Annotated in this window: 2 protein-coding genes; both read left to right on the forward strand. The window is 71.5% G+C overall.

What is annotated here, in order from left to right; genetic code table 11:
* Window positions 1-2 precede the first annotated feature (2 nt).
* Entirely contained in the window at window positions 3-347 is a 345-nt protein-coding gene (locus tag ACQEVY_RS30670) for a hypothetical protein (RefSeq protein ID WP_432952612.1), read from the forward strand.
* Window positions 348-23,321 (forward strand): lonely Cys domain-containing protein, encoded by a 22,974-nt coding sequence (locus ACQEVY_RS30675; RefSeq protein ID WP_432952613.1) that lies wholly within the window; start codon window positions 348-350, stop codon window positions 23,319-23,321.
* The last annotated feature ends 72 nt before the right edge of the window (window positions 23,322-23,393 follow it).

Consider the following 23,393-nt stretch of genomic DNA (forward strand, 5'->3'; position numbering starts at 1 on the left):
CGATGCACAGCGAGTTCTCGGGCGACGTGACGGAGCTCCGGGCCAAGTCCAAGCACCTCGACGACGCCGTCAGGGGGGCCGAGACGCTGGGGGACAAGTTCGAGGCCAACTGGGCCAAGACCGAGGGCTGGTGGGGCGAGCGGGGGGACGACGAGTGGGCCGAGAAGGTCGGTTCGCAGTGCGTGGACGAGAAGGAGCAGGTGACCCAGACGGTCGGTGACATCACCGGCGGTTTCCTGGCCCTGGTCGACGCGGTCGCCCAGGAGGCCGACAAGATCCAGCGTCCGCAGCTCCAGGCACTGGACGACCTGCAGACGCTGAGTGACGAAAGCGAGAGCCGGCGGTAAATGGCGATCGATTTCCCGCCCGCTCTGCGGGAGTTCATCGAGGTATGGGTCGGCGGCAACGTCGCCACCGGTAACGAGGACAAGGGCTACGAGAGCCGTTTCGCCTTCACCGAGCTGGCGGACGACATCGAAGCGCTGTCCACCTCGATGACGGGAGCCATCGACTCGGCGGGAAAGTCGCTCCCGCCGGCGATCGCCGAGGAATTCGTCGCCGCGGTGAAGACCTTCATCGACGACGGAGGGGTGAATCACCTTCAGAATTTCGCCGCCGAGCTGCGGGACATGGGTTCCCGGCAGGTGGACCGCTCGATCAACCTTGCTGAGGCCAAGTACCAGATCCTCATCGAGTTCATCCTGATGAACCTCGAACTCGCGCTGATCGCCGCCCTGTCCGTCTTCACCGGCGGTACGTCGCTGGCTGAGATAGCGGCGGCGAAGGCGCGTACCGCACTGGCCATCCTGCTGATCCTGCAAAGGATGGGGCGCGTCCTCCCGACCCCGCTGTCGGTCGTGCTCGAAGCGATCCAAGAGGCCTTCGTCACGTTCACGTCCCAGCTCATCTCGATGACCGCGCCGGACAACCCGGACCGCCGGCGTACGGACTTCGACTGGAACGAGATCCTGCAGTCGGCGGTCACAGGAGCGCTGGCAGGGGCCTTCGGCGGGCTCTTCAACGAGTTCGCCCAGCCGATCGTGAGGAACCTCTTCAAGAACAGCCCGGGGTGGAAGGAGGTGGCCGAGCTCCCGCTCACCTTCATCAACGAGGGTCAGGCCGAGACCTTCGCGGAAGGGTTCAGCAAGCTCATCTTCACCGGCCAGTTCTCCCTCAACCCCTCGACGTTCGGCTCCGCCGGTCTCAGCGGGCTTCTTTTCGAGGCGACTTCTGATGTCGCCGAGTTCGGCGGGAAGTGGATCAACCAGAAGTTCTTCGGTAACAACAACTTCGGCCCGAACGACATCAATTACCTCACGGATGGCAGTGGGGGCGGAGCCGGAGCGGGTGCCGGGAACGGCCAGAATCAGATTGAGTACACCGCCGACTCCGGGGTCCGTCCTTCCACGGAGTCCAACGGCGACGTTTACGGCGTGACCAATGGCGTCGGCTCGGGTGATGGGGCATCGTACGTCGGCGATGTGGGTGGCGCGGCGTCCGTTTACGAGAGCCCCAGTGACGTCTCGTCAATTCAGAGTGGCATCGGCGATAACTCGGCCATTCATGGCGACGCCGATGATGCGGCGTCCGTACACAGTCACACCAGTAACGCCGATTCCACTTTCAGCGGCGGCAGCGATGCCTCGTCCGTAACGGACTTCGCCGATTACGAAACCGACGAGCATGGGCAGACGGAGGTCAACGGGGCCGCGGGCCTGCACCCGGGCGCGGTCCCCGGCGCATCGGGGATCGGCGCATCGGGGATCGGCGGCGCGGGCAAGCCCTCGACCCTCTTCGGCTCCTCGGACACCGCCGGGGTGAACCCCACTCGGGATCTCTCCGTCGGCGAGAATGCCGTGCCCGGCCACGTGGACAACTCCCTGCCTGTGAAGGGCGATTCGGGTGGTGAGTCCGTCTTCTCGGCGCTCAACCAGTCGCCGACCACACCGCCGGGCGACGCATCATCTGTCGGCGCATCATCTGTCGATACGTCATCTGTCGATACGTCACTCATCGACGCGCCGTCGAACATTCCCACCGTGGGCTCCGCCGCCCCCACACAGTCGTTCACCCCGGCCGCCGGGTCGGCATCCGCCACCGGCGACTTCGACCAGCGGGAGCTCGACCAGGACCCCGCCCGGGAGCTCGACCAGGACCCCGCCCGGGATCTCGCCCGGGACCTCGACCAGGATCTCGACAACCTGCCCGCCGAGGAGGACGCCGGCGTTCGGGAAGGGGGAACGCCGGACGCGGAGAGCGCTTCGTCCACGACCGATTCGCCCGCGGGCCGAACGGGCACGGGCGGCACCGGACCCGTACAGGACGAGGAGCACGAGACCAGGCTCACGCCCGACGAGCAGGAGCAGTCGGCCCCACAGGCGCCGCTCGCCGCTGCCGCCGGTCCGCTCACCGGCGGTTCGCCGGCGACCAGTCCGACCACCACTCAGACCACCGCTCCGCCGGCTGCCGCTTCACCAACTCCCGCTTCGCCAACTTCCGCTCCCTCGACGGCCACCCCGCAGCAACGGCCCCAGACCCCTCCCGATGCGCCCGTCGACGCCCCCGCCGCCGAAGCCCAGGCGACCTCCACCGAGCCCTCGTCCTCATCCACGTCCGCGCCCCCGGACCCCGTCGCCCCCGACGGCACCCGTACCCCCACGTCCGAGGAGCCCGGCCGGCGCTCCGCGATGCCGGAGACCGCATCCGCGTCCGATGACCCCCCGCCGTACCGACCCGTACGGACCGAGTCCGACGCCCTGACGATCGCCGCCATGGACCGCGGCATCCACGATCCCGCTTCCGCGGACGCGCCGGCGGAATCGGACTCGGTGTTTTCCCGGCACGCGCCGCCCACCGTCGCCGACGAGACGCCCTTCAGCTCCGCGGCGCCGGCCGAGCTCCCCGTCGGCACCCCGTCGTCGCCCGGTTCCCCCGACACGATCGACATGATCATGGACTGGGAGGACGGCGACGAATTGGAGTCCGAGGACGAGTCCATGGCCGAGTCCATGGGCCCATCGCCCGAGCCGTCCCCGACCCCTGAGGAGCTCCATCACCAGTTGCTGACGGGCGTCTTCGGCCCCGCCATCGATTCGCACCGGGTCTACCCCGCCCTCCGAGACGTCATCGCGCGCCTCGACCGGCTCCGGCAGGCCGACCCCGGTCTGCGGGACGGCCCGCTCGATCTGGACGCCCTGACCCGCCGCGTGCTCCTCCTGGACACCGCCACTCCGGTGACCGGCGCACAGCGCAGCGAGCTGTTCCGGGTGGCGATGGACGAGGCAGTGGAATCGGCGGGCAGCCTGGCCGCGCTGGCCGCGTTCCACCTGCAGCTCCGCGGCGTACTGTCCCCGACCCGTGCCCTCACCGCCCCGGACGGCCGCGTACGGGGCCGCAACTGGACGAGCGCCGCGATCCCCGACCTGGACCTCGCGCATGTCGGGAAAGTGGCCCGCCAACCCAACGACGTTCTGGCACGCGGCGACGTCGAGACCGCGCCGTGGCACCGGCCCGGTGAGCCGGAGCCGTATGTGGTGATGGCGGAGGGCCACCACGACATCGTCGTGGTGCGAGGCTACGACGGGGCACCGCGCGAGGTGCCGATCGACGTGTTCGCCGAGCTGCTGGCCATCGACCCGGCGCTTGCGGGGCTCCCGCAGGACGTCCCCGTGGTGTTGCTCATCCCGAACGCGGGCGCCAGGGGCCTGGAACTGCCGCGCCGGGCGGCGGACCGCATCGACAGGGACACCTGGTCGGCCAACGGCATCGTGAAGGTGTCCCCGCAAGAGGACCCGACGCAGCAGGACCAGCCCCAGCCGCACGTCATCTCCCTGCTGTTCGCTCCGGACTTGTCGCGCCCCGACTGGATCCGCAGCACTCCCGGTCAGGTGCTCGACCCCGCGGAGTACGAGAACGCTCCGGCGTGGGAGCGCGAGGTGCAGTCCCACACCATCGTCACCGCCAGCGGGCCGATCGGCAGGGGCGTGTTCCGCGATGCCGAAGCCCCGCGGCGGATCGAGGCCCTCCGGCACGCGACGGAGGCGACGGAGCTGTGGCACTACAACCCGGTCACCGGTGAGTCGGCCAAGGACGACGAGCCCGTTCCGTTCGCGGGCAAGCCCGTCTACGTCTTCGGCGCGCACGCCAAGCCCGGCGAGACCAGTGTGCCGACAGAGAGCGACCCAGCCCACCACTCCCGGCAGCGGGAGACCGGCGGGATGCTCAAGAGGCGTCCGAGCCTGGCTCAACTCCCCGCGGGCCATGGCGTGTTGATCGAGGCGTGCTCGATCGCGACGCCGCAGGGAGTGGTCCGAGCCCGCAGGGGCATCGAGGACACCTTCGTCCCCGACCCGCTGGCGACCGTCAGCGAGAGCCAGCATGTGTCCAACGAGACCGGGCGCACCGTGTACGGCGGCACCCATATGGTCAGCCTGGGGAATCTGCCGGACCGGGGATTCGTCCACCGTATGTACACGGATTCGCGGGGGCGGCGCGGCAAGTGGGTGGAGCACCGGCCGGAACCCACCGGCGACGTGCTCGGCGACCGCGCCCGCGCGGCCGGACTGCACGTAGGTTCCGATCCGGTCCCGGTCGAGGCCCGCGAACGGGCGCTGAGACTGGTCCGTGCGCTGCGCCTGGTCTTCGGGGTGGCCATCGAGGACGACAGCCGGTACGGGAATCTCCTCGCCGGCATCGGCGCGCTGGAGGCCATGCGCGACAACGATCCGGTGCTGCGCGACTTCGGACCCTTCACCATGGACCTGTTCGAGCGCGCGGCCCGCGCGGACCGTGCCCGGCGACACGGCGTGGTGGACGGCGAACCCGGGCTTGAGGCCTACCGTGACCTGCTGGACAGAGCCGCCGAGACCGCGAACCTCCAACCGGGCACCGCGCTCAGCGACTTCGTCGACCTGCCGCACGTGGTCGCCACGGCCCAGCGGCTGGACGGGCTCGCGAACCTGGACGCCGAGGCCGTACGGATCCTGCGGCTCGACCCTGATACGGCGGCCGTCGAGGAGCCCGAGCTGTCACGGCTGTTCTGGGCGACTGAGAAGGCCCTGGAATGGGAGAGCCGGTTCCCCGACCCGGACGCGCTCACCGCCAGGATCCTCCACCTCGACCAGCCGGACACGGCCCGGCGGCCCGACCTGCTCCAACTGGCCGCCCAGGCGGCGGCCGTGGGAGTCGACCTGGACAACCTGACCGAACTGGCCGCGTACCACCTCGAGTTGCTGGGAGCCCTCTCCTCGGAAACCCAGTTGCTCGACACCAACGGCACTCCGACCGGCCGCCACTGGGCACAGGCCCCGCTGAACGCGCGGGCATACACGGACCGTGTCGTCGTGGCCGCCCCGTCGCAGGGCGGCGGCTACCGCCCCGCGGGCCAGGAGCGAGCGCCGTGGAGCACTCCCAACGGGCACGCGTCGTACCTGGTGTGGGCCGGTGGCGGGCCGGACCACCTGCTCATGGACCTGCCCGGGGGTTTCCGCGGCCGGGTGCCGTACGAGGAGGTCGCCGAGCTGTTGGCGCGGGACCCGGTGCTGAACGGCCGCCCGCAGGCCGTGGATATCGTCCTGGCCGTCCCGAAGGCGGCACCGGCGACGCAGCCGGCGCCGGCAGGCGCGGGGCCGTCGGCGGGTACAGCCGCGTCCGCCGCACCGACGGGCAGTGGCACCCTGAACACCGATCCGCGAGCCGTCATCACCGCGGAGACCGGTCACGGCGTGTGGGCTTCGCAGGGCAGCGTGGCCCTGGCCAGAACGGGGGAGTCGAGACCGTACGTCCCTTCCCTGCTCCCCTCGGCGCCGGGGCGTCAGGCGGCCGCGGACTGGGGGGTCGTCCGGCCGGAGGACCTGCTTCCGCCGAACGCCCGGGCGTCGGCGGGCAACACCGGAGAAACCGAGGTCACGTTCGCGGACGAGCCGGCCCCCGCACCCCACCGGCCCGTCACCATGACGTCGAGCGCGTACCCCGAGGATCCCGGGCCACCGCCGCCCGCCGACACGCTGTCCACGCCGTCCACCCAGGAATCCGCGCCGCCCCTGTCGGGCCAGGAACTCGAGTTCGTACGGGCCGAGACCAACCGTGGCGCGCCGGAGAGCGCCGAGGGGACTGACGATGACCTGCACCAGGTGCTGGACGGGCTGGGCCTGACGGATCCGGAGTCGGGTCCGGACCCCTACTCCTCCTCCGGCGAACTCCTTGACGACCTCATCGCGTCGGCGCGGGTTCCCGACGTCCGTGAGGTGGCCGCGGACCGGACCCTGGGTGTTGATGTCTTCAACCTGCTGAGCCCGCCGGAGCCGCCGGTCTTCCTGGTCGATCCGGACACCGGTGTGCCGTACGACTACTCCGGATACGGCCCCGATCACGGGGTGTACTTCCTCCACATGATGGACATGCTGGAGTCGGCTCCGGATGCCGGCGCGATGGATCCGGCGACCTGGGACGTCGAGGCGGGGAGCCTGAGCTACCAGGGGGAGCACCATCAGGTGCCGCTGCTGGTGTCCGCCATCTGGCAGGGTGACCCGTTGTCCGACACCGGTCCGTCGGCCGGGTTCTGGCAGAAGTTCGGCAGCGCCGCCCGGGACTTCCAGGATCAGGTGTTCTTCATGGTGTTCACCGATGTGCCACGCGCCGATATCGAGGCGATTCTCCGCCTGACCGACTGGTCCGAGGACCCGAGGCTGCTGGCCGTGCAACGGATGGTGGCGTGGGCGCAGGGCACGGGGGTCAAGCTGGTCAACCTCCGTGAGGTGTTCAATTCCGCGCGGCCGATGAGGCTGCAGGCGGAGTCCACCACCGAGACGGTCAAGCAGACGGGGCTGGGGTGGGCTGCCTCCAGTGACGATCTGCGCTGGGAGATCGTGAACGCCTTCGGCGGTCTTTACAGCGACGGCGACAATGTCATCACCACTCTGGAGGACTTCCAGGACGTCGCGAACGGCCCGGCGGGCTTCGCCGTCCATCGCGAGGGCGACAAGATCTACAACTCCGCGTTTCTGACGGTGCCGGGGCACCCGGCGCTCGGCGAGCTCCGCCAGCTGATCAAGGCCCAGTACGGCAAGACCCAGGAGGACATCTACGGCCCCATGGGTACGGTGCGGGACTTCTGGTGGCAGAAGAAGGAGGGCCTGGCCAGGCGGAACTCGGTACTGGAGCGGACGTTCCCCGGGAAGGCACTGGACGTGTTCCTGAAACACGGCGGTGTCGACAGTCAAAGGCAACTGCCGACACTCAAGGGCGTCGGCGTCGGGACCGACGGGAGCTGGAAGGTTCCCTACTCGCGGCCGCCGCAGGAGATGGGGCGCGCTCAGACCCTGGTCTTCGCCCAGTCGGTGGCGCAGAGCCTGGTACGGGATCTCTACAACCGAAACCGGGTTCTGCGATTGACGGCCGCGGCCGACGCCATTGCCCGGCACGCCCAGCCGCAGTTGGTGTGGGAGGCGGTGCTGAGGTTCCTGGCCTCCCGTGAGGACATGCGGGACCTTGTCCGCGGTGTGACGACGCGCCGTCTGCTGGAGGATGGCGGGGAGTTCACGGTCGAGCTGCCCGAGAGCGTACGCGGTCTGATACGGGAAGTGGAGGGCGAGCAGCCACCGCTGGGCGCGCCGAAGGAGGGGGAGGAGGACGCGTTCTGGTTCGGCCAGGAGCACGGCGGCGGATGGTGGCTCGGCGAGCACTCGATCGCGGCGCGCCTGGCGCCCTATGTGCCGTTGTCCTCCGCGGGAGGGTCGGTCGGGCCACGGGGCGGGTCGCCTGACAGCGGCAAGGAGCCGTACGCCGAGGGGCGGGCGATCGACCGCAACGTGGTCCTCGACGGCCCGCGTCGTGGCCCCCGCCTGACCGAGATGTCCGTACAGGACGTGGCCGAGGTCGCGCGGGACGTGCATCGCGAGGTCATGGGGGAGTTCGGGGAGGTGGCCGGCGCCGACGAGGCGGCGGATCTGCAGGTGTGTGTGGCCCTGGTGGAGGGGTTCCGGAACCGTCGCTTCCCGCAGGGGCTGCGAGGGCTTGCGCGGCCGGGCAGGGCTGTGGACGACGAGGCCGTGGGCACGGGCCGTGCCGCGGACCGGCTGGGGGTCGGTGCCGACATGAGCCCGGTGGGTTCCTGGGGCGCGGTGACCGACGCCCTGGCCACCAAGGGGCGGGGCAGTCTCGCGCTGGTCCTGACCCGCAGTACTTCCGGGCCGGGGCACGCCCTCGCGGCGTACTACCCGCCCTACGCGCCGGATGAGGAGGACAAGGGCCCGGTCTGGGTGGACATGACGCAGGACGGGGTGCTCGTGCTGCCGGGTGCCCCGGAGATGGCGCCGGTGGAGGCGCGGGCGCTGGTCGTGGACTCCACGGGCCGGGTCGACGCGGAGGTCCTGGACGGCTTCCGGGAGTCGTCCTCGACGGAGCACGTCGTGGTCGACGGCGCCTCGGATCCGAGGTACGGCGCGTCCTTGTTCCGCAGGTCCGCGACGAGGACCGCTTCCACGGCGCCGACCGAGCCCACCCAGCGAACGGACACGCAGAGGGCACGCCCGCCGGTGCAACCGCTCGTCCAGCAGCCGAGGCAGCCGGACGAGGACGCCGACCAGATCACGGCACTGACCCCGGTCGTCTCCCGGGCTGCCGCCACGCCCTCGCACCAGCCCGTACTGGACCGCGACATGGCGCCCCCGGCCCGCGGGCGCCGGACCCCGGCCCGGCTCGAAGAGGGCCGGAGCATGCCCGAGTACGTCGACGACCTCGAAGCGCTGCTGCCGCAGAACCTGACCGACGCCGAGCGCGCCGAACTCCTCGCCAGCCCCAGCACCTTCGGCCAGAGCACGGTCGTCCTGCGCGGCATCGACCAGGTGGTGGAGGCGATCCGGGCAGAACTGCACCGCCGGCCCGGCACGCGGCTGCCCCAGGACGACACCCAGCTGCTGACCGACGTCCGACGGGCGCTCCAGGAGAAGCCGAAGACGCTGACGGACCGTGGGCGCCCGTTCCCGTATGTCAACGCGAACGGCGACCTGCGGGTCCTCTACGTCAACACGCGGCACTACGGCAACTGGAGCCCGTACGACGACGGCGTCGGAAACGCCACGAAGATCGACAGTATGCACCGGGCGGCCGCGACCTTCGGGTTCTCCAAGAACATGCAGGCCAACTCCCAGTACGGCCTCGGCGGGCCGATCGGGCCCGCGGGCACGGCGGCCTTCGGTGGCTTCGGCCGTCTCAACTTCCGGTTCGGCTTCATCGACAAGGTCGGCTACACGCTGACGGACCAGCGTCAGAACCAGATGGAGACCCGTACGCTCGACGGCTCCCGTGCGTATCTCGACGACCTCCGCTACGAGGTGTGGGTCACCGACGCCGCCGGACAGGTCATCACGGACACGGTCACCGCCACCACCGGCGCTCCCACCCCGGCCCGCTTCGACTTCTCCGTCCGCGACGGGATCAAGGTGCGCCTGCCCGACAGCGTGCTCAAGAGGCCGACGCCGGGGCGGATTCCGAGGTCGATGACGCTCGACCGCAACTCGCAGTACCGCTTCGTCCGTATCGAGGGCTACGGTCCCGTCGCGGCGATTCGCGACTGGGCGGCAGGGCTCGTCGGAGCCCGGCCGGGCAGCACCGCCTACAACGAACTCGACAGCTTCTTCTCGGCCGACAGCTTCCAGCGGCACGGCGGCACGCTGGCGCGTGGCCGCGTCACGACCCCGCCGCTGTTCGCCGACGACAAGAGGAAGTCACCGCTGGGTGTCTTCGTCGTCGAGGAGGTGATCCCGCGTTCGGCTGTGCTGTTCGGGGAGACCGACCAGGCCGAGATGCGGGACATCAACACGTCCACGGTCCGCAGCGAGCGCAGCCGGGCGACGGGCAGGAACCTGCTGCTGCAGGCCGCCGTCGGGCCCGCGTTCAACTTCTTCGACCCGGGGACGGCGCCGTTCGACCTGCGGCTCCAGGCCGGGCCGAGCGCCACGTACTCGTTCGCGCGGACCTACCAGGTCGGTCTCGGCGGCGCCGGTGCCCTCAAGTCGGCGGGACAGGTCAAGGGGCCCAGGACCGCTCTCTACCTGGTCGTCAAGTCCGTACGGGTGCGGCGGGCCGGCGACAGCGGCCCGCCCCGGCAGTTCCTCACCTGGAGCCTGGACCGGATGACCAGCTCCGAGGCCCGTCGGCTGGCCGGCTGGGACGACGGGACGTCCCTCGTCCTGCGGAGCGGTGCCACGCCGTTCGCCCCGGCCTACCTCACGGTGGACCGGCCGCGCACCCTGGGCATGCACCGGGTGAAGGAGTTCACCTTCGACGACGGCCGGCGCACGCAGGTCACGCCGGACGCGGCGGACGGTGTCGGCCGCACCCTGCTGGACGCCTTCGCCGACAGCGTGATCAACTCGGTCGCCGCGCAGCGCGAGGGAATGGTGGTTCCCCTCGACCAGCTGAACCTGCCGAAGGGCTGGCGCACCCGCTTCCACGAGATGATGCGGCGCGACCCGAACCAGGTGCAGGCGGCGGCCCGCAGTCTGCCGAGGCCGCCCCAGTGGTCCGACCCCGCGAAGTACAACGTCGCGCTCCAGAACACCCTGCAGATCCTCGGTGAGCTGTCCCAGCAGAACGTCACCAGCCTGGAGGCACTGACCACGGTCGGCCTGCCGATCCGGCTCACCGACACCGGCGGCCTCGGGCAGACGTACTACACGCTCTGGGTGCACGGAACTCTGACCGGAAGGCGGTACGAGGGCAAGGACGTCGACGAGGGGATGCGCTTCAGCGCCTTGGGCGTCGACCGTCTGGACGGCCAGACGAGCGCGAAACGCGGCGAGGACATCGGTTTTGAAGGCACGTTCTCGGGCCGCGACAACAGCGTCGACGACGCCGGGCTGCCACGGAACACGCTCGGGCTGACGGCGGGCGTGCGTACGGGACGGCAGTGGGAGGCGGAGACCGCCTTCGGCTCGACGGTCACCAACGAGCCGATGTCGGTGAGCAACCAGCCCACCCACCTGTACCGCTACAACCTGGAACTCACCGCGACCCTCGGCGGCTACTGGCGGCCTCGCGGCCTGGTCCGCGGCTTCGGCTTCGGGCTGCCCGGACTGCTGGTCCTCGACGAGCCCACCAACATCCTCTTCGGCCGGACCGCGCAGGGGCACCTGAGGGGCGGCGGACCGGTGACCGGAACGGTCCTGATCAGCGTCCCCGTCCAGCACGCCCCCGAGGCCGACCCGCACGCGGACGGGGCCCTCAACCCGTATCTGAGCGACGAGCCCGATCCCTCACCCATGAGCACTCAGCGGGCCCTCGCCCTGGCGAAGGGCGATCTGGTGCTGCCCGGCGGGGGCAGCGGCCCGAACGCGGGGCGGCTCTCCGGGCGCGGGACGGACCAGTTCCGGGAGTTCCGCCAACACCCCTTCGTGACCGTGAACATGGTGCTGCCGCCGGTGCTGGTCGCGGAGGTGAACCGGGTCCTGCACGAGGCGTCGGGCAGTTCCTGGCAACTGGTCGAGGAGGGCGCCCCCACCCGGGAGGCGGTCATCCGGGTCTTCACACCCCAGTACCTGACGGCGAGCTTCGACCAGAGCACCGGGCCCCTCGGCCTGGCGGGCAGCGGGCTGATGGGCAAGGGGCCCTACGCCACGCTGTGGGGGACCTACCGGTACGCGACGACGGTGGGCGGGCTGCGTGCCCTCACCGGGTCGATGTCCATGGACACCGAGATGATCCTCGGCGGCACCCGGCAGGCCGCCGGCAAGACCAGCAACAGCACGACCTTCGTCTTCGGCGGTCAACTGGGCTACAACGCCTCCCAGTTCCCTGGGCACGGGCTCATGGGCACCTACGCGTTCGTCGCCAACCCCGTCTCGCGGGGCACCGCGCGGAGCCGCAGTGTCGTACGTACCGTCGTCGCGGACATGAACCGCAAGGGGTTCACCCACCAGGTGCTGGTGGCCGGAGACGTGAACCACTGGTTCGCGCTGACGACGAGCCGGCTCGGGACGGGGTGGCTCGGTCGGGCCGCGGCGGGCAGCTCGCTCGTACCCGGGATGCTGGCCGGAGCGGCGGGGACGGAGCTGACGACCCCCGCCGGCCTGCTGGGACACCTGCCCGAGAAGAGCGCCCACCAGCTGGGGCTGCTCGACGACGGGATGGGCGAGGTCCCGCGCTACACGCAGCACCTCTGGTCGCCGCAGCCGTGGCTGCGCCGCGCCCCCTTCGGCACGTATGCGGTGAACCCGCTGGACCCGACTCAGGCGCTGCTCGCGTTCGAGGAGCGGATCCGCGGGATGGGGCTCGACGAGTCGAGCAGGGAGAAGATCCGGCAGCTGGTGACGGCCCGCGCCACGCGCGCCCTGAAGGGCGAGATGACGACCACCGGCCCCTCGACGATGGTCACCGTCGGCGGCACCGGCTGGGACGGCGTGCGGATCGGCGACCGGTGGGTCCGGGCGCGGGTCGAGCTGATCCCCGGGACACCCGTGTTCCACGGGCTCGACCACAGCGTGGAGATGGAGGAGAACCGGCGGGCCATCGAGACCGTCCAGCAGGGCTCGGAAGCCTCCTCCGGCGCGGACATCGGGATCCAGACCAGCCAGCTGGTGTACACCGGCAACCAGTACGTCGCGGGCGCCGGGCCCACGTATGCCGAGAGCGGATCCAACAAGCGGACCGCCGCGTCGAGCCACTCGACCACCACCGTCACGATCTACCGCGCGGCGTCCACCGAGCCGTACGCGGAGGTCGTCACCCCGTACACCATGCGGATCACGCTGGAGGCGGACGACACCCCCAACACCGGCAACGCCGCCGAGCGGGAGGCGCGGGAGGGGACGGTCTCCGTCTGGGACCGCTTCCGGGGCAGGCGGCAGATCGTCGAGGAACACGGCGTGGGGGAGCTGCGCGAGCATGTGCCGCTCAGCCTGATGGAACCGGTGACGCCGCGGGCGAACGACTCCTCCTCCGATGGCCGGCCCGGCCCCTCCCGCGGCAACGGGCTTGGTCATGCCGGGGCGTCGAACACGTCCGGCGCCCCGAGGCTGCTGCCCGCTCCGGACCCGGGGAGCGATCCCGCCCTGGCCGACGCTCCCCGGCCCGTGCCCCTTCCGAAGCCGGGGCAGGCAATGACCGTCCGGTTCGGGGACGGAGCCGAAGGGACCTTCGACTTCCCCGAGAACGGCTTCCACCCGCGCGGGATCATCGCCGTGGAGAACATCCGCGCGGCGAGCGAGCTCCTGCTCGGCAGGGCGTACGACCCCCGCATCTCCCTCCCGGCCGGCGCCGACGCCACCACCGTGACCGAACTCCTCCGGAAGACCAGGAACACCGGCCTCACCCGGTTCGGCACCGGCTCCGCGCAGGCACTGGAGGACGCCACCGGCTACGCGGCGGTCACGTCCTTCTTCCCCGTCACCCTGAAGCCGGAGGGCTACCAGGTCGCGGGGCTGACCGAGAAGTCCGTCGTGGGCACCGACACCGGAGAGCTGTTCCTGCGCTCCACGCCCGACTTCAGCCGCGCCCTGCTGCTGACGGTCGCGGACGGCAAGAAGCTGGAGGTGCTCAGGCGGTACGGCGAGAACGCGGGAACCTCCTCGTCGAGCGAGCACGCCCAGTCGGCGAACTTCGGCGGCGGTTTCCTGTACGACTCGCCCAACGGCGCCGGCCTCAACACGATCGGGCTCTTCGGTCCCGGACCCAACGACCTCGAGGGCGACGGGATGCCGGTGGGTGACGACCACCTGACGTCGCGCAACGTCAAACCGAAGACCGACCGTTCGCTCCTGTTCGCGATCCCCACCACCTTCCTCAGCGTCGGCGACGTACACCGGAGCTTCAAGGACTCGAAGTTCGCGAACGCGGTCCGAGGGGTCTTCGGCGACGCGGTGAGGTCGGGTCCGCAGGCGATGGAGTCCGAGGCGTACGTCATCGCCTGGATACGGAAGGACGTCGCGCAGGGTCTGAAGCTGATCAACGACGAGAACTTCCCCGCGCAGGTCGACAGGGCGTGGGATGCGGTGGACAGCGCGAGCAAGGGGTGGGTCACCGCGGACAAGGCCTACTGGGCGAAGCGGCGTACCGCGATCCATCTGCGCGAGGCCCTCGACGCCGCGCGGCGCGCGGTGGACGAGGTGCGCCCGGCCGCCCGGGCCGCCGCGATCCCGCTCGATCTCGCCCGTGACGCCGACGACGCGGCGGAGGCGGACCTGCGGCAGGCTGAGGCCGACGTCATCCAGGACTACGGCACCGCCCGGGACACCTACGACGCGGCCGAGGCTGCCCTGCGGCAGGCCGAGACCGACGCCGCCCGGGACCACCGCACGGCCCGGGACTCCGTGGCCGCCGCGCGGGCCCAACTCGACGCCCTCCTCACGGACGACACCGCCCCCGAGCACGACGGCTGGGCGGAACTCGCGCAGGAGGAAGTCGACGCCGCGCGGGCCCGGCTCGCCCAGGCCCAGTCGGCCGCCGACACCCTGCGCACGGCGGCCGATCAGCGGGTCGACGCCGCACGACTCGGGCTCGCCCAGGCCGAGTCGACCGCTGACGCCCTGCGCTCGGCGGCCGATCAGCGGCTCGAGACCGCCCGCACTCGCCGGGCCGAAGCCGCCGCCCGGCTCGACGCGATCCGGCTGTCCGCCGAGGCCGCCCAGCGGCCCCTCGACGCCGCCCTCGCCGGACAGCGGACGGCACAGGCCGCACTGGACGCCCGGCGCACCGAGCTGGACCGGCTCAGGGAGGCGGCGGAGACGGCCGCGGCGGAGTATCACCGGGTACGGGCCGGAGCGGACCAGCTCACCCGCTGGCACCAACTGGCGGCCACCGACGAGGGCCGCCAGGAGCTCGACGGTCTCGAAGAACCACCCGAGGTGACCTACCAGGCCCCGCCCGCACCGGCCGTTGTCCCGCCCCCGGCACGGCCCCGCTTCACCAGGACCGGCACCGGACCGGACGTACGGCTCACCTCGCCCGAGAACGAGACGTACACCCTCCACGACGGTCCGAGGGACGGCGAGGCCTTCTTCCGCGCGCTCGCCGAAGGCCTGGACCTGGCGGCTCCGGAACTCCTCGCCGATCTGGGCATCGACCCCACGAGCCCGGCAGCGGTGACCGAGCTGCGCAGGCGGCTGGCCGCCCGGCTGACCGACCCGGCCGACGTGGACTTGCTCGCCTTCGTCACCCCCGACACGGCCGACACCTTCAGCACACGGGAGATCGCCGACGCGGGCCTCGACCTGGGGACGAACACCCCGGCCCGCCGCGAGTTCGACGCCCTCGGCGGTCTGATCCCGCACGCCGCCGACCTGAGCCCCGAGGCCCGTACGGGACTGGCGGTCGCCCAGCTCCTACGACGCGGTGACGCCGCGTCGGAGACCGGGTGGAACCACTCCGCCGCGGACGTGCTCCCGATGCTCGCCGCCCGCACCTTCGGCGTACGGGTCACCGTGGTCAGGGGCGACGGCACCTTCGACCACTTCGACCCCGGCACGCGTGAGGGCTCAGGGGACCTCCACGGCCTCGTAGACGACCCCGAAACTCCCCGCCCCCACGTGGTCCTCAGCCTCGACGACCACCACTACCAGCTCGCCGTGCCCGCCCACAGCTCCTTCTTCCAGGCGCTCGCCAGGGGGCTGCGCCTGGCCACCGGCCCCGGCCCCGATGCCGCCGTCGTCGCCCGCATGCGCCGCGTACTCACGGAGGAGATCGGCAAAGACGCGAACGCGGACCTGCAAACCCTGGGCACCGTCACCGCCACCCCCGAGGACCACGCCACCGGTGACCTCCTCCCGATGCTCGCGGCCCGCGTCTACGGGGCGCGGATCACCGTCGTCCACGGTGACGGCAGCTCCCAGGACTTCACCGGGTTCCCCGACGGCCGCCCCGCACCCTCGAACCGGCACGTCGTGCTCAGCCTGGAGGACGGCACCTACCGGCTCAGCGTGCCTCCTTGGGGCGTCGCTCCCGGAACCGACCTCGATCACGCATACGGTCCGCTCGCGGGCCCGAAGAGCGTGAAGAAGCAGGAACAGGAGCAGGACCCGAATCAGCCGGGAGGAAAGCCGCGACCCGACGAGCCCGCCAAGGACAAGTCGGCCAAGCCCGAGGGCGCCAAGGACAAGCCCGCCAAGGACAAGCCCGCCAAGTCCGAGGGTGCCAAGGTCAGGCCCACGCGCGTCAATCCACTGTGGTACGCGCTGGACGATTTCCCCCCGGCGCTCCTGGAACACAAGCATGTGCACTGGCTGTATTCGGTTGACGAAGAAGGCGAGATCCATCTCGGTGTCGAGGAGATCGACACGGCCCTCGATGGCGAGGAGTTCGAGAAGCTGTACGAGCTCCTGGCGGCGAAGAACCCGGACCTGACCCGCGAGGAGTTGCGGCGGGGCCTCGACGGTCAGGGCCACCCCACGATGGCGGTCGGATTCGACGAGGCGGGCAGGACGGTGACCCGGTCCGCCCGGGTGAGCGGTGAGCTGGCCTGGAACGAGGCGGCCGGGCACTGGGAGGTCAATGACAAGTCGGGCCGCTACATGAGCACCAACGAGCGCGTCCGGCCGCAGCTGAACCCCGTGGACGCCCTCCGCTGGGTGAGCAACGTGGCCGCCCGCATGTCGGCACGGTTCGAAGTCCCGGTCGAGCCGGTACTCCTGAAGCACAAGGACCTCCAACAGCCGCCGGTGGTGCCGCCGGTGGTACCGGATCCGGTGGGTGGTCAGCCGGCGGTGCAGGATCCGGCGGATGGACAGCCCGTTGTGCCGGACCCGGCGGGTGGTCAGCCGGTTGTGCCGGATCCGGCGGACGGGCAGCCTGATGTGCCGGACCCGGCGGGTGGTCAGCCGGTTGTGCCGGGGGCGACGGATGCGCAGCCTGATGTGCCGGACCCGGCGGATGCGCAGTCGGGCGTGCCGGACCCGGCGGCGTCGCAGTCCACGGCTCCGCCCGCGGAGCCCATGCGCCCGGTACCGCCGCCGGCGGCCTCCGGGACGCGTGTCGAAGTCGACGGGCGTACCTTCGTCGTCAGTCCTGTGGCCCCTGACGGAGACTGCCTGTTCCACGCCGTGCGAGGGAGCCTGGCGGCGCAGCGGCCGGACGCGGACGGGGCGGCCATGGACGCGTCGACGATGCGCCGCCACGCGGTGGACTGGTACAAGAAGTCCCCCGCCGCGGAGGGCTTCCGCACCGAGCACGCCGAGCGGAGCCCCTTGGACACGCTGGTCCACGACCAGTTCCCCGGCCTCACCGACCTGCTGGCCCTGCTGGAACGCTCAAGTCCGCCGGCTCTCACCCCCGCGCAACAGGCAAGGATCGACGAGGAGTTGCGGACCTCTCAGCGCCGGGCGGCCCTGGTGGCCCTGGCGGCCGAGGACAACGACCGCACGCTTCTCGCCGACCTCCCGACACCCGCCGTGACGGCGTTGCTGCCCGGTTTCCAGCCCGACACGGCGGCGGTGGACCAGGGCCGTCTCAGGCGACTGACCGAGCAGGCCCAGGTGGCCACCCTGCGGGAGGAGGTGCTGAAGCTGTTGCGGGCTCCGGTCGGGGATCCGCGGGCGGACGCGCTGTGGCAGCGGTTGCATCGGGCATTGCAGCGCTCTGCCGCCCGGGGCATTCCGCGAGAGCGGTCCGCCATGACAGAGGCCGGCTATGGCGGCCTGGTCGCGGACGCCATCGGCACTCCGCGAATGTGGCAGACGCCCTTCTACGACGAGGTGCCCCTGCTGGTGGCCCGTTCGCAGAACCTGAACCTGGTACTCGTACAACCGGGCGGTTTCAGCTGGCGTCTCGACGACGAGGCCACCGGTCCCGAGGTGTACGTCTTCTACAACGGCACCAACCACTATGAGGCGCTGGTCCCGGCAGAGCCGGCCGGAACCGGCCCCATCGAGCCGCAGCCGCAGCCGGAGCACGAGCCTCAGCCGGAGCCGGACCACGAGCCGGCGGAGCCACCGGCATCCGGCACCTCCGGGGCTCCCGCGCCGGACCAGGCGACGCGGGACCGGCTCGCGGATCTCGCACGTCGGCACGGCGCGAGCGAAGCGTACGTACACCGTCTGGCGACCGGACTGTCGGCGCGGACCCTCGCCCGGCTCCTGGACGCGTTGCCGGACACCGTGGCCGCCGCCGGGACGGGCGGGGAGCCGGTGCCGGGCGGGGTGAACCATCCCGCACCGCCCGCACTTTCCGCGGCCGCGCCCCCCGCTCCTCCGGCCGACGCCCCCGGCGCCGCCGCCGACGTCCCTTCCGGCGATCCGACCATCACCAGCGGCTTGGCGACAGCCCCGTTGGACTCCGGGACGGGTGACGACCTGCTCGACGCCAATACCGCGGCGGACTCGGACGGCGCCGGCCCGGTGGCATCCGCCGGCGTCGGCGTGGCGGAGGTGGACGGGGCTGGCCCGGTGGCATCCGCCGGCGTCAGTGCGGCGGACGTGGACGATGTCGGCCTGGCGACATCCGACGACATCAGCGTGGCGGGATCGGAAGACGACAGTGTGGTGTCCGACGACATCAGCGTGGCGGGACCGGACGACGACAGTGTCGTATCCGACGACATCAGCGTGGCGGCGTCCGACAGCAGCAGCCTGGGCAGTGTGGTGGACTCCGACGACGGAGAGCCGGCTGCCGATCCGCAAGTACTGCTGCCTGCGGCGCAGCTCCAGGTCCCTTTCCTGCACCGCAATCGGGCCGTCACCGACCCGGTCCACATCCAGAAGATCGCCGATCTGGCCGAGCAGATCGTGGCGACCGGCCTGAGGGACATCCGGGCCGGACTCCGGGCCCCCCGGATCACGATCACCGGCTACAGCAACGGCCCGCGTTTCGCGCTCTTCGGCGGCGCCGTGGAGCACGCGGAGACAGTCGGCCGACAACGGGCCGAGGGGGTGGAGGAACTCCTGCGCAAGGAGATCCGGCGTCAGCTGGAACTTCAGCGCAGGGCCGCGAACAACGTCCTCCGGCGGCGGGGCAGGGAAGTCCGGGTCGAGGACTTCAGGATCGATGTACGGAGCGGTGGCCGTGACCTCGGCACCGTGGGCCCGATCGACGGCGCCACTGGGCGGGAGGTGCGACAGCAGGCCGTGATCAGTGTGGAGCGGTCGCCTCTGTCCGACGGGGTCGCGCAGCTCGCCAGATTGGCCCCGTGGACCTTCGCCGCCGAGTCCACATTCTTCCGTCCGGAGGGGCTCCTCGATTCCGTCCTCGCCCAGCCCTACCTGGACCTTTCCGGAAGCCGGCCCCCAAGTCCGAGCACCGACCCGTCCACCGACAGCGCGTCCGACACCGAGAGCATCGCGTCCACGAGCGACAGCGGCAGCGACGCGTCCCAAGAGTCCCACGCGTCGGAGCACAACCCCTTCGAGACCGACGACGTGCCCGACGACCGCCTCCGTGAGCTCTACGAACTGGCAACCGAGGCGGCGGCCGCCGGGCTGGCGACGAGCCAATCCGCACTGACCGCTCTCTACCTGGCCAAGCAGGGCCTGCTCGGTGACGCCACCCTCCTCAGGGCGCCGGACGGCACACCGCTGGGGCGTAACTGGACCGGCAGACCGGTACAGGACCTGGACATGGCTTCGTACCAGGTGAGGGGCTCCGCCTCGCCGCCCGCACCCTCTCCGTGGGGCGAGGGTTCGTACCTCATCGCGACCGAGAGCGGAAACGATGAGGCGGTCACGTTGGGCCTGCCGGACGGCAGGCGCTGGCCCGTAGGGAAGAAGGCGCTCGCCGAACTGCTGGGCCTGGACGCGGAGTTGAGGGCCCGCGACAGTGACGTACCGGTGGTGATCGCGTCACCGTTCGCCGGTGCCCAGGGGCTGCTCCTGCCGCGCACGGCCGCGCACCGGACCCGGAAGACGGTGTGGACGCACACCGGATCGGTCTCGCTGAAGACGGCCCAGCACGACCCGGGCAGGCACCGTATCGAGGTCGACGGCGACCGGGGCGCGAATGTGCCGGTGGGTACCTGGCTCCCCACCCCACCGGACGACATGACCGACAAGGAGTTCGACGACCTCCATGCGGACACCGGTGCCATGGAGGACATCAAGGGGCGGGTGGTCTACGACGGCGACGTCAACACCGTCACGCTCGTCAGCGACTCACTGCCCATCGGACGCGCGGTCTTCTCCGATGCCGACCAGCGGGAACGCGAACAGTTCTTCGCCCAGCTGAGCCGGTTGAGGGAGTGGTTCAGCGTCGACCCGGTCACGAAAAGGCGCCATGGCGCCCCCAAACCGGTGCCGTGGAAGGGCGGGAAGGCCTACTTCTTCTACGTGCACGGGTTGCCGGGCGAGTCCCACTTCTCCGTGGTGTCCGGCGATACGGCAAGACTCCGCGGCCCCCATAGCGGTGGCTACCTCCACAGGCGTCCGAGCGTGGCGCAGCTCGCGCCGACCGTACCGATCGTGGTCCTCTCGTGCTGGGTGAACACACCGGGCCACCCTGGCGTCGCCCTCGCCTCGGGGAGCCCCGCCCCGTTCGTCGCCGATCCGCTGTCGACGGTATCGGTGGCCCAGGACATCGCCAACGAGACAGAGCACACCGTCTACGCCCCCAACCGGCTGCACACGGTCTACCACGACGACGGATCGCACGGTGTCTACACCACCCGCGACGGCGCCACCCCGGTCACCTGGGAGGAGGTGAGGCCCGAACCGAAGGGCGACGAGCTCGACACCCTGAGCGAGATCGCGGGCGTGAGCGGGACCGAGCCCGTTCTCACCCCTCAGGAGGCCCGCGACACGACCCTGCGGCTGGTCCGTGCACTGCGCCTGAAGTTCGGTGTCTCCGTCGAGAACGACAAGAACGACCCCTCCGGCGAGTACCAGCGACTGCTGCGCGGCATCGGCGCGCTGGAGATGATGCGGCGCAGGGACGCGAACCTGCGGGGCCCCGGGCAGTTCACGCTCGACCTGCTCGACGGGGTCACCCGCGCGCACCTCGGCCGGCCGGCCACCCCCGGGACGCGGCCCGCCCCGCTGAGCCCCGCCGACATGACCGCGGCACTCCAGGCGGCGTCGGCGCACGTGGCCGCCGACTCCCGGGCCGTACTGTCCGACTTCGTCTCCCTTCCCTCCGTGCGCCGGGCCAAGCAACTGCTGGCGGAGGGTGATCCGGACGGGCGGGTCCGCAAGGTGCTGCGACTGCCTGCCGACACCCCGGTGACCGAGGCCCACCGGCAACACGTGCTGTGGGCCGCCGTCAAGGCCGTGGAGAGCGTCGACAACCACCCCGACGCGGAGGCCCTGACGAAGAAGGTCCTCCATCTGCTCGCCGGCGACGATCCGCGGGATCCCGACCGGCAGAGCGACCTGTTCCTGACAGCGGTCCGGGCGGCGGCGGTCGGCCGCGACACGTACGACCCGCATGTGCTCGCCGCGTACGACCTGGAACTGAACGGGGCGCTGGACCGGGGAACCGAGATCCATTCGACGGACGACCGACGGGTCGGCCGCAACTGGACGGGGCGCCCGCTGAAGGGCCCGGTCGTCGTGGACAGTTACTTCGTCAAGAGCCCCGGCAGCAGTGGCGAGACGCAGGTGGCGGCACCCTGGGCCAAGCGCAAGTTCCGTGACGTCAAGCCGGGCCCGTACTTCGTGGCCACGGACCGGACCGCCGCCGGGATCAGCGTGCCCCGCCGGGACGGCACCACTCGCCCCGTGCCCCACGCCGAGATCGTCGAGCTGCTGAAGCACGATCCTGAGCTGGCCCACGTCCGGGCGGAAGCGCTCGACATCGTCCCCGTGGACGCCTTTTCCCGCTTCCAGGAGGCCCACGACCTCGCCGCCCGCACCGGAACCGCCCGGACCGTGTGGGTGACGAGCGACTTCGTCCGCTTCGTCCACGACACGGATACGGGCGAGACCCGCCTGGTGATGAGCGTGGTGGCCGGCTACCTCGGCAGGGACTTCGACTGGAGGTCGGTCGACCCACCCCAGCTGCCGCCGGAACCCACACCGCCGACCCCGCCCGCCCCGCAGCCTGGTCCGGCACCGGCACCGGCTCCCGGCCCCGGCCCGGCTCCCGGCCCCGCTCCCGCCCCCGGCACGTCCACCGGTGGCACGGTGGCCGAGGGGACCGCTTCTCCCAAGACCCGGGCGGAGTCCGCACCGCCGACTCCGCCCGCCCAGCCAACCGCGCCTCCGGCACGCACCGCCCCGCCCCTGCCCACCAACGTGGCCACCACCGTCCCTCACGCCGATCCGGACCCCGACTCGGACCCGGTCGGCAGTTCGGACACCCAACCGGATCCGGCGGCCGAGTCCGAAACGGCGGCGGATTCGGTGGGCTGGACAGACACGGACACGGTGTGGGACTCGGGCACGGACACGGTGTGGGACCGGGACACCTACCCGAAAGGGGGCGCGGATCCGGATGGGGACATGGGCCCGGAGTGGGACGCCGACCGGGAGTGGGACGCGGGCCCGAAGTCGGATACCGGCAGGGAATCGGACACCGGCAGCGACAGCGCCTCTGATGACGGCAGGTGGCCGGACACAGACCCGGAGCCGTCGGCCGACGCCGACATCGACGTCACCCCCGCTCCGCTCACGCGGTCCGTCCCGCAGCAGGCGTCGGCGCCGCAGGCGGAGGCGAGCCCGGCTGCGCTCAGCGAGGCCGAGGCGGCCCAGGTCTCGCTCACACACGCCACTAAGGACCCCGCCCCCGCTCCCACCCCCTCCTGGACCGGCCCCGGCAGCCTCGACCTCGGAGGCGTTCCGCTGCGGCTGTACGACGTGCCCGGCGACGGCGACAAGTTCGCCGAGGCGCTGGTGCGCGCCCTGCGCGACGGCGCGCCGGAGCCGGCGGCGGGGAACGGCCTCGCCGCCGCCCTGGCCGGGCCGGACGGCCCCGCCGCGCTGCACCGCTGGGCCGAGGACCGGCTCGGCGCCCCCGACGCGGCGGACAAGGCCCCCCTGCTCGCCGGACCCGACTGGCTCGGCGGCCGGCCGGAACCGACCGTCGACGAACTCACCGCCGCCGGGGTCCCGCTCGGGCTCACCCAGGCGCAGAGCACCTTCGCCGTGCTCACCGGGCAGTCGCTGACGGCCGCCGAGGTCACGCTCACTCTGCCGCAGCGCTACCGGCTGCTGCGCCAGAGCCCCGGTGGCGAGCACCTCACCGAGACCACCGCCGCACTGGTCGCCGAGGAACTCGGCATCAGGCTCACCGTCATCGAACCGGACGGCGGCGTACGGTCGTTCGGCCCAGCGACCGGGCCCGCGGTCGTGCTGGCCCACGTCGACGGCGTCCACCATCCGGCCGTGCCCGGCGTGCCCGCCGAGCCCTTCGCGCCCGGCGCCGAGCCCGAGGTCCCGTCCTCCGACCCGAACCGGGACGGCCCGTCATGAGAGAGGAGTACGAAGCCGCCGTCGGCCGGGCCTCGCCGCCGGGCCGCATGTGGCGGTAGGGCCGAGCGACCG

The sequence above is a fragment of the Streptomyces sp. CA-288835 genome (genome assembly GCF_050936385.1).
GTDB lineage: Bacteria > Actinomycetota > Actinomycetes > Streptomycetales > Streptomycetaceae > Streptomyces.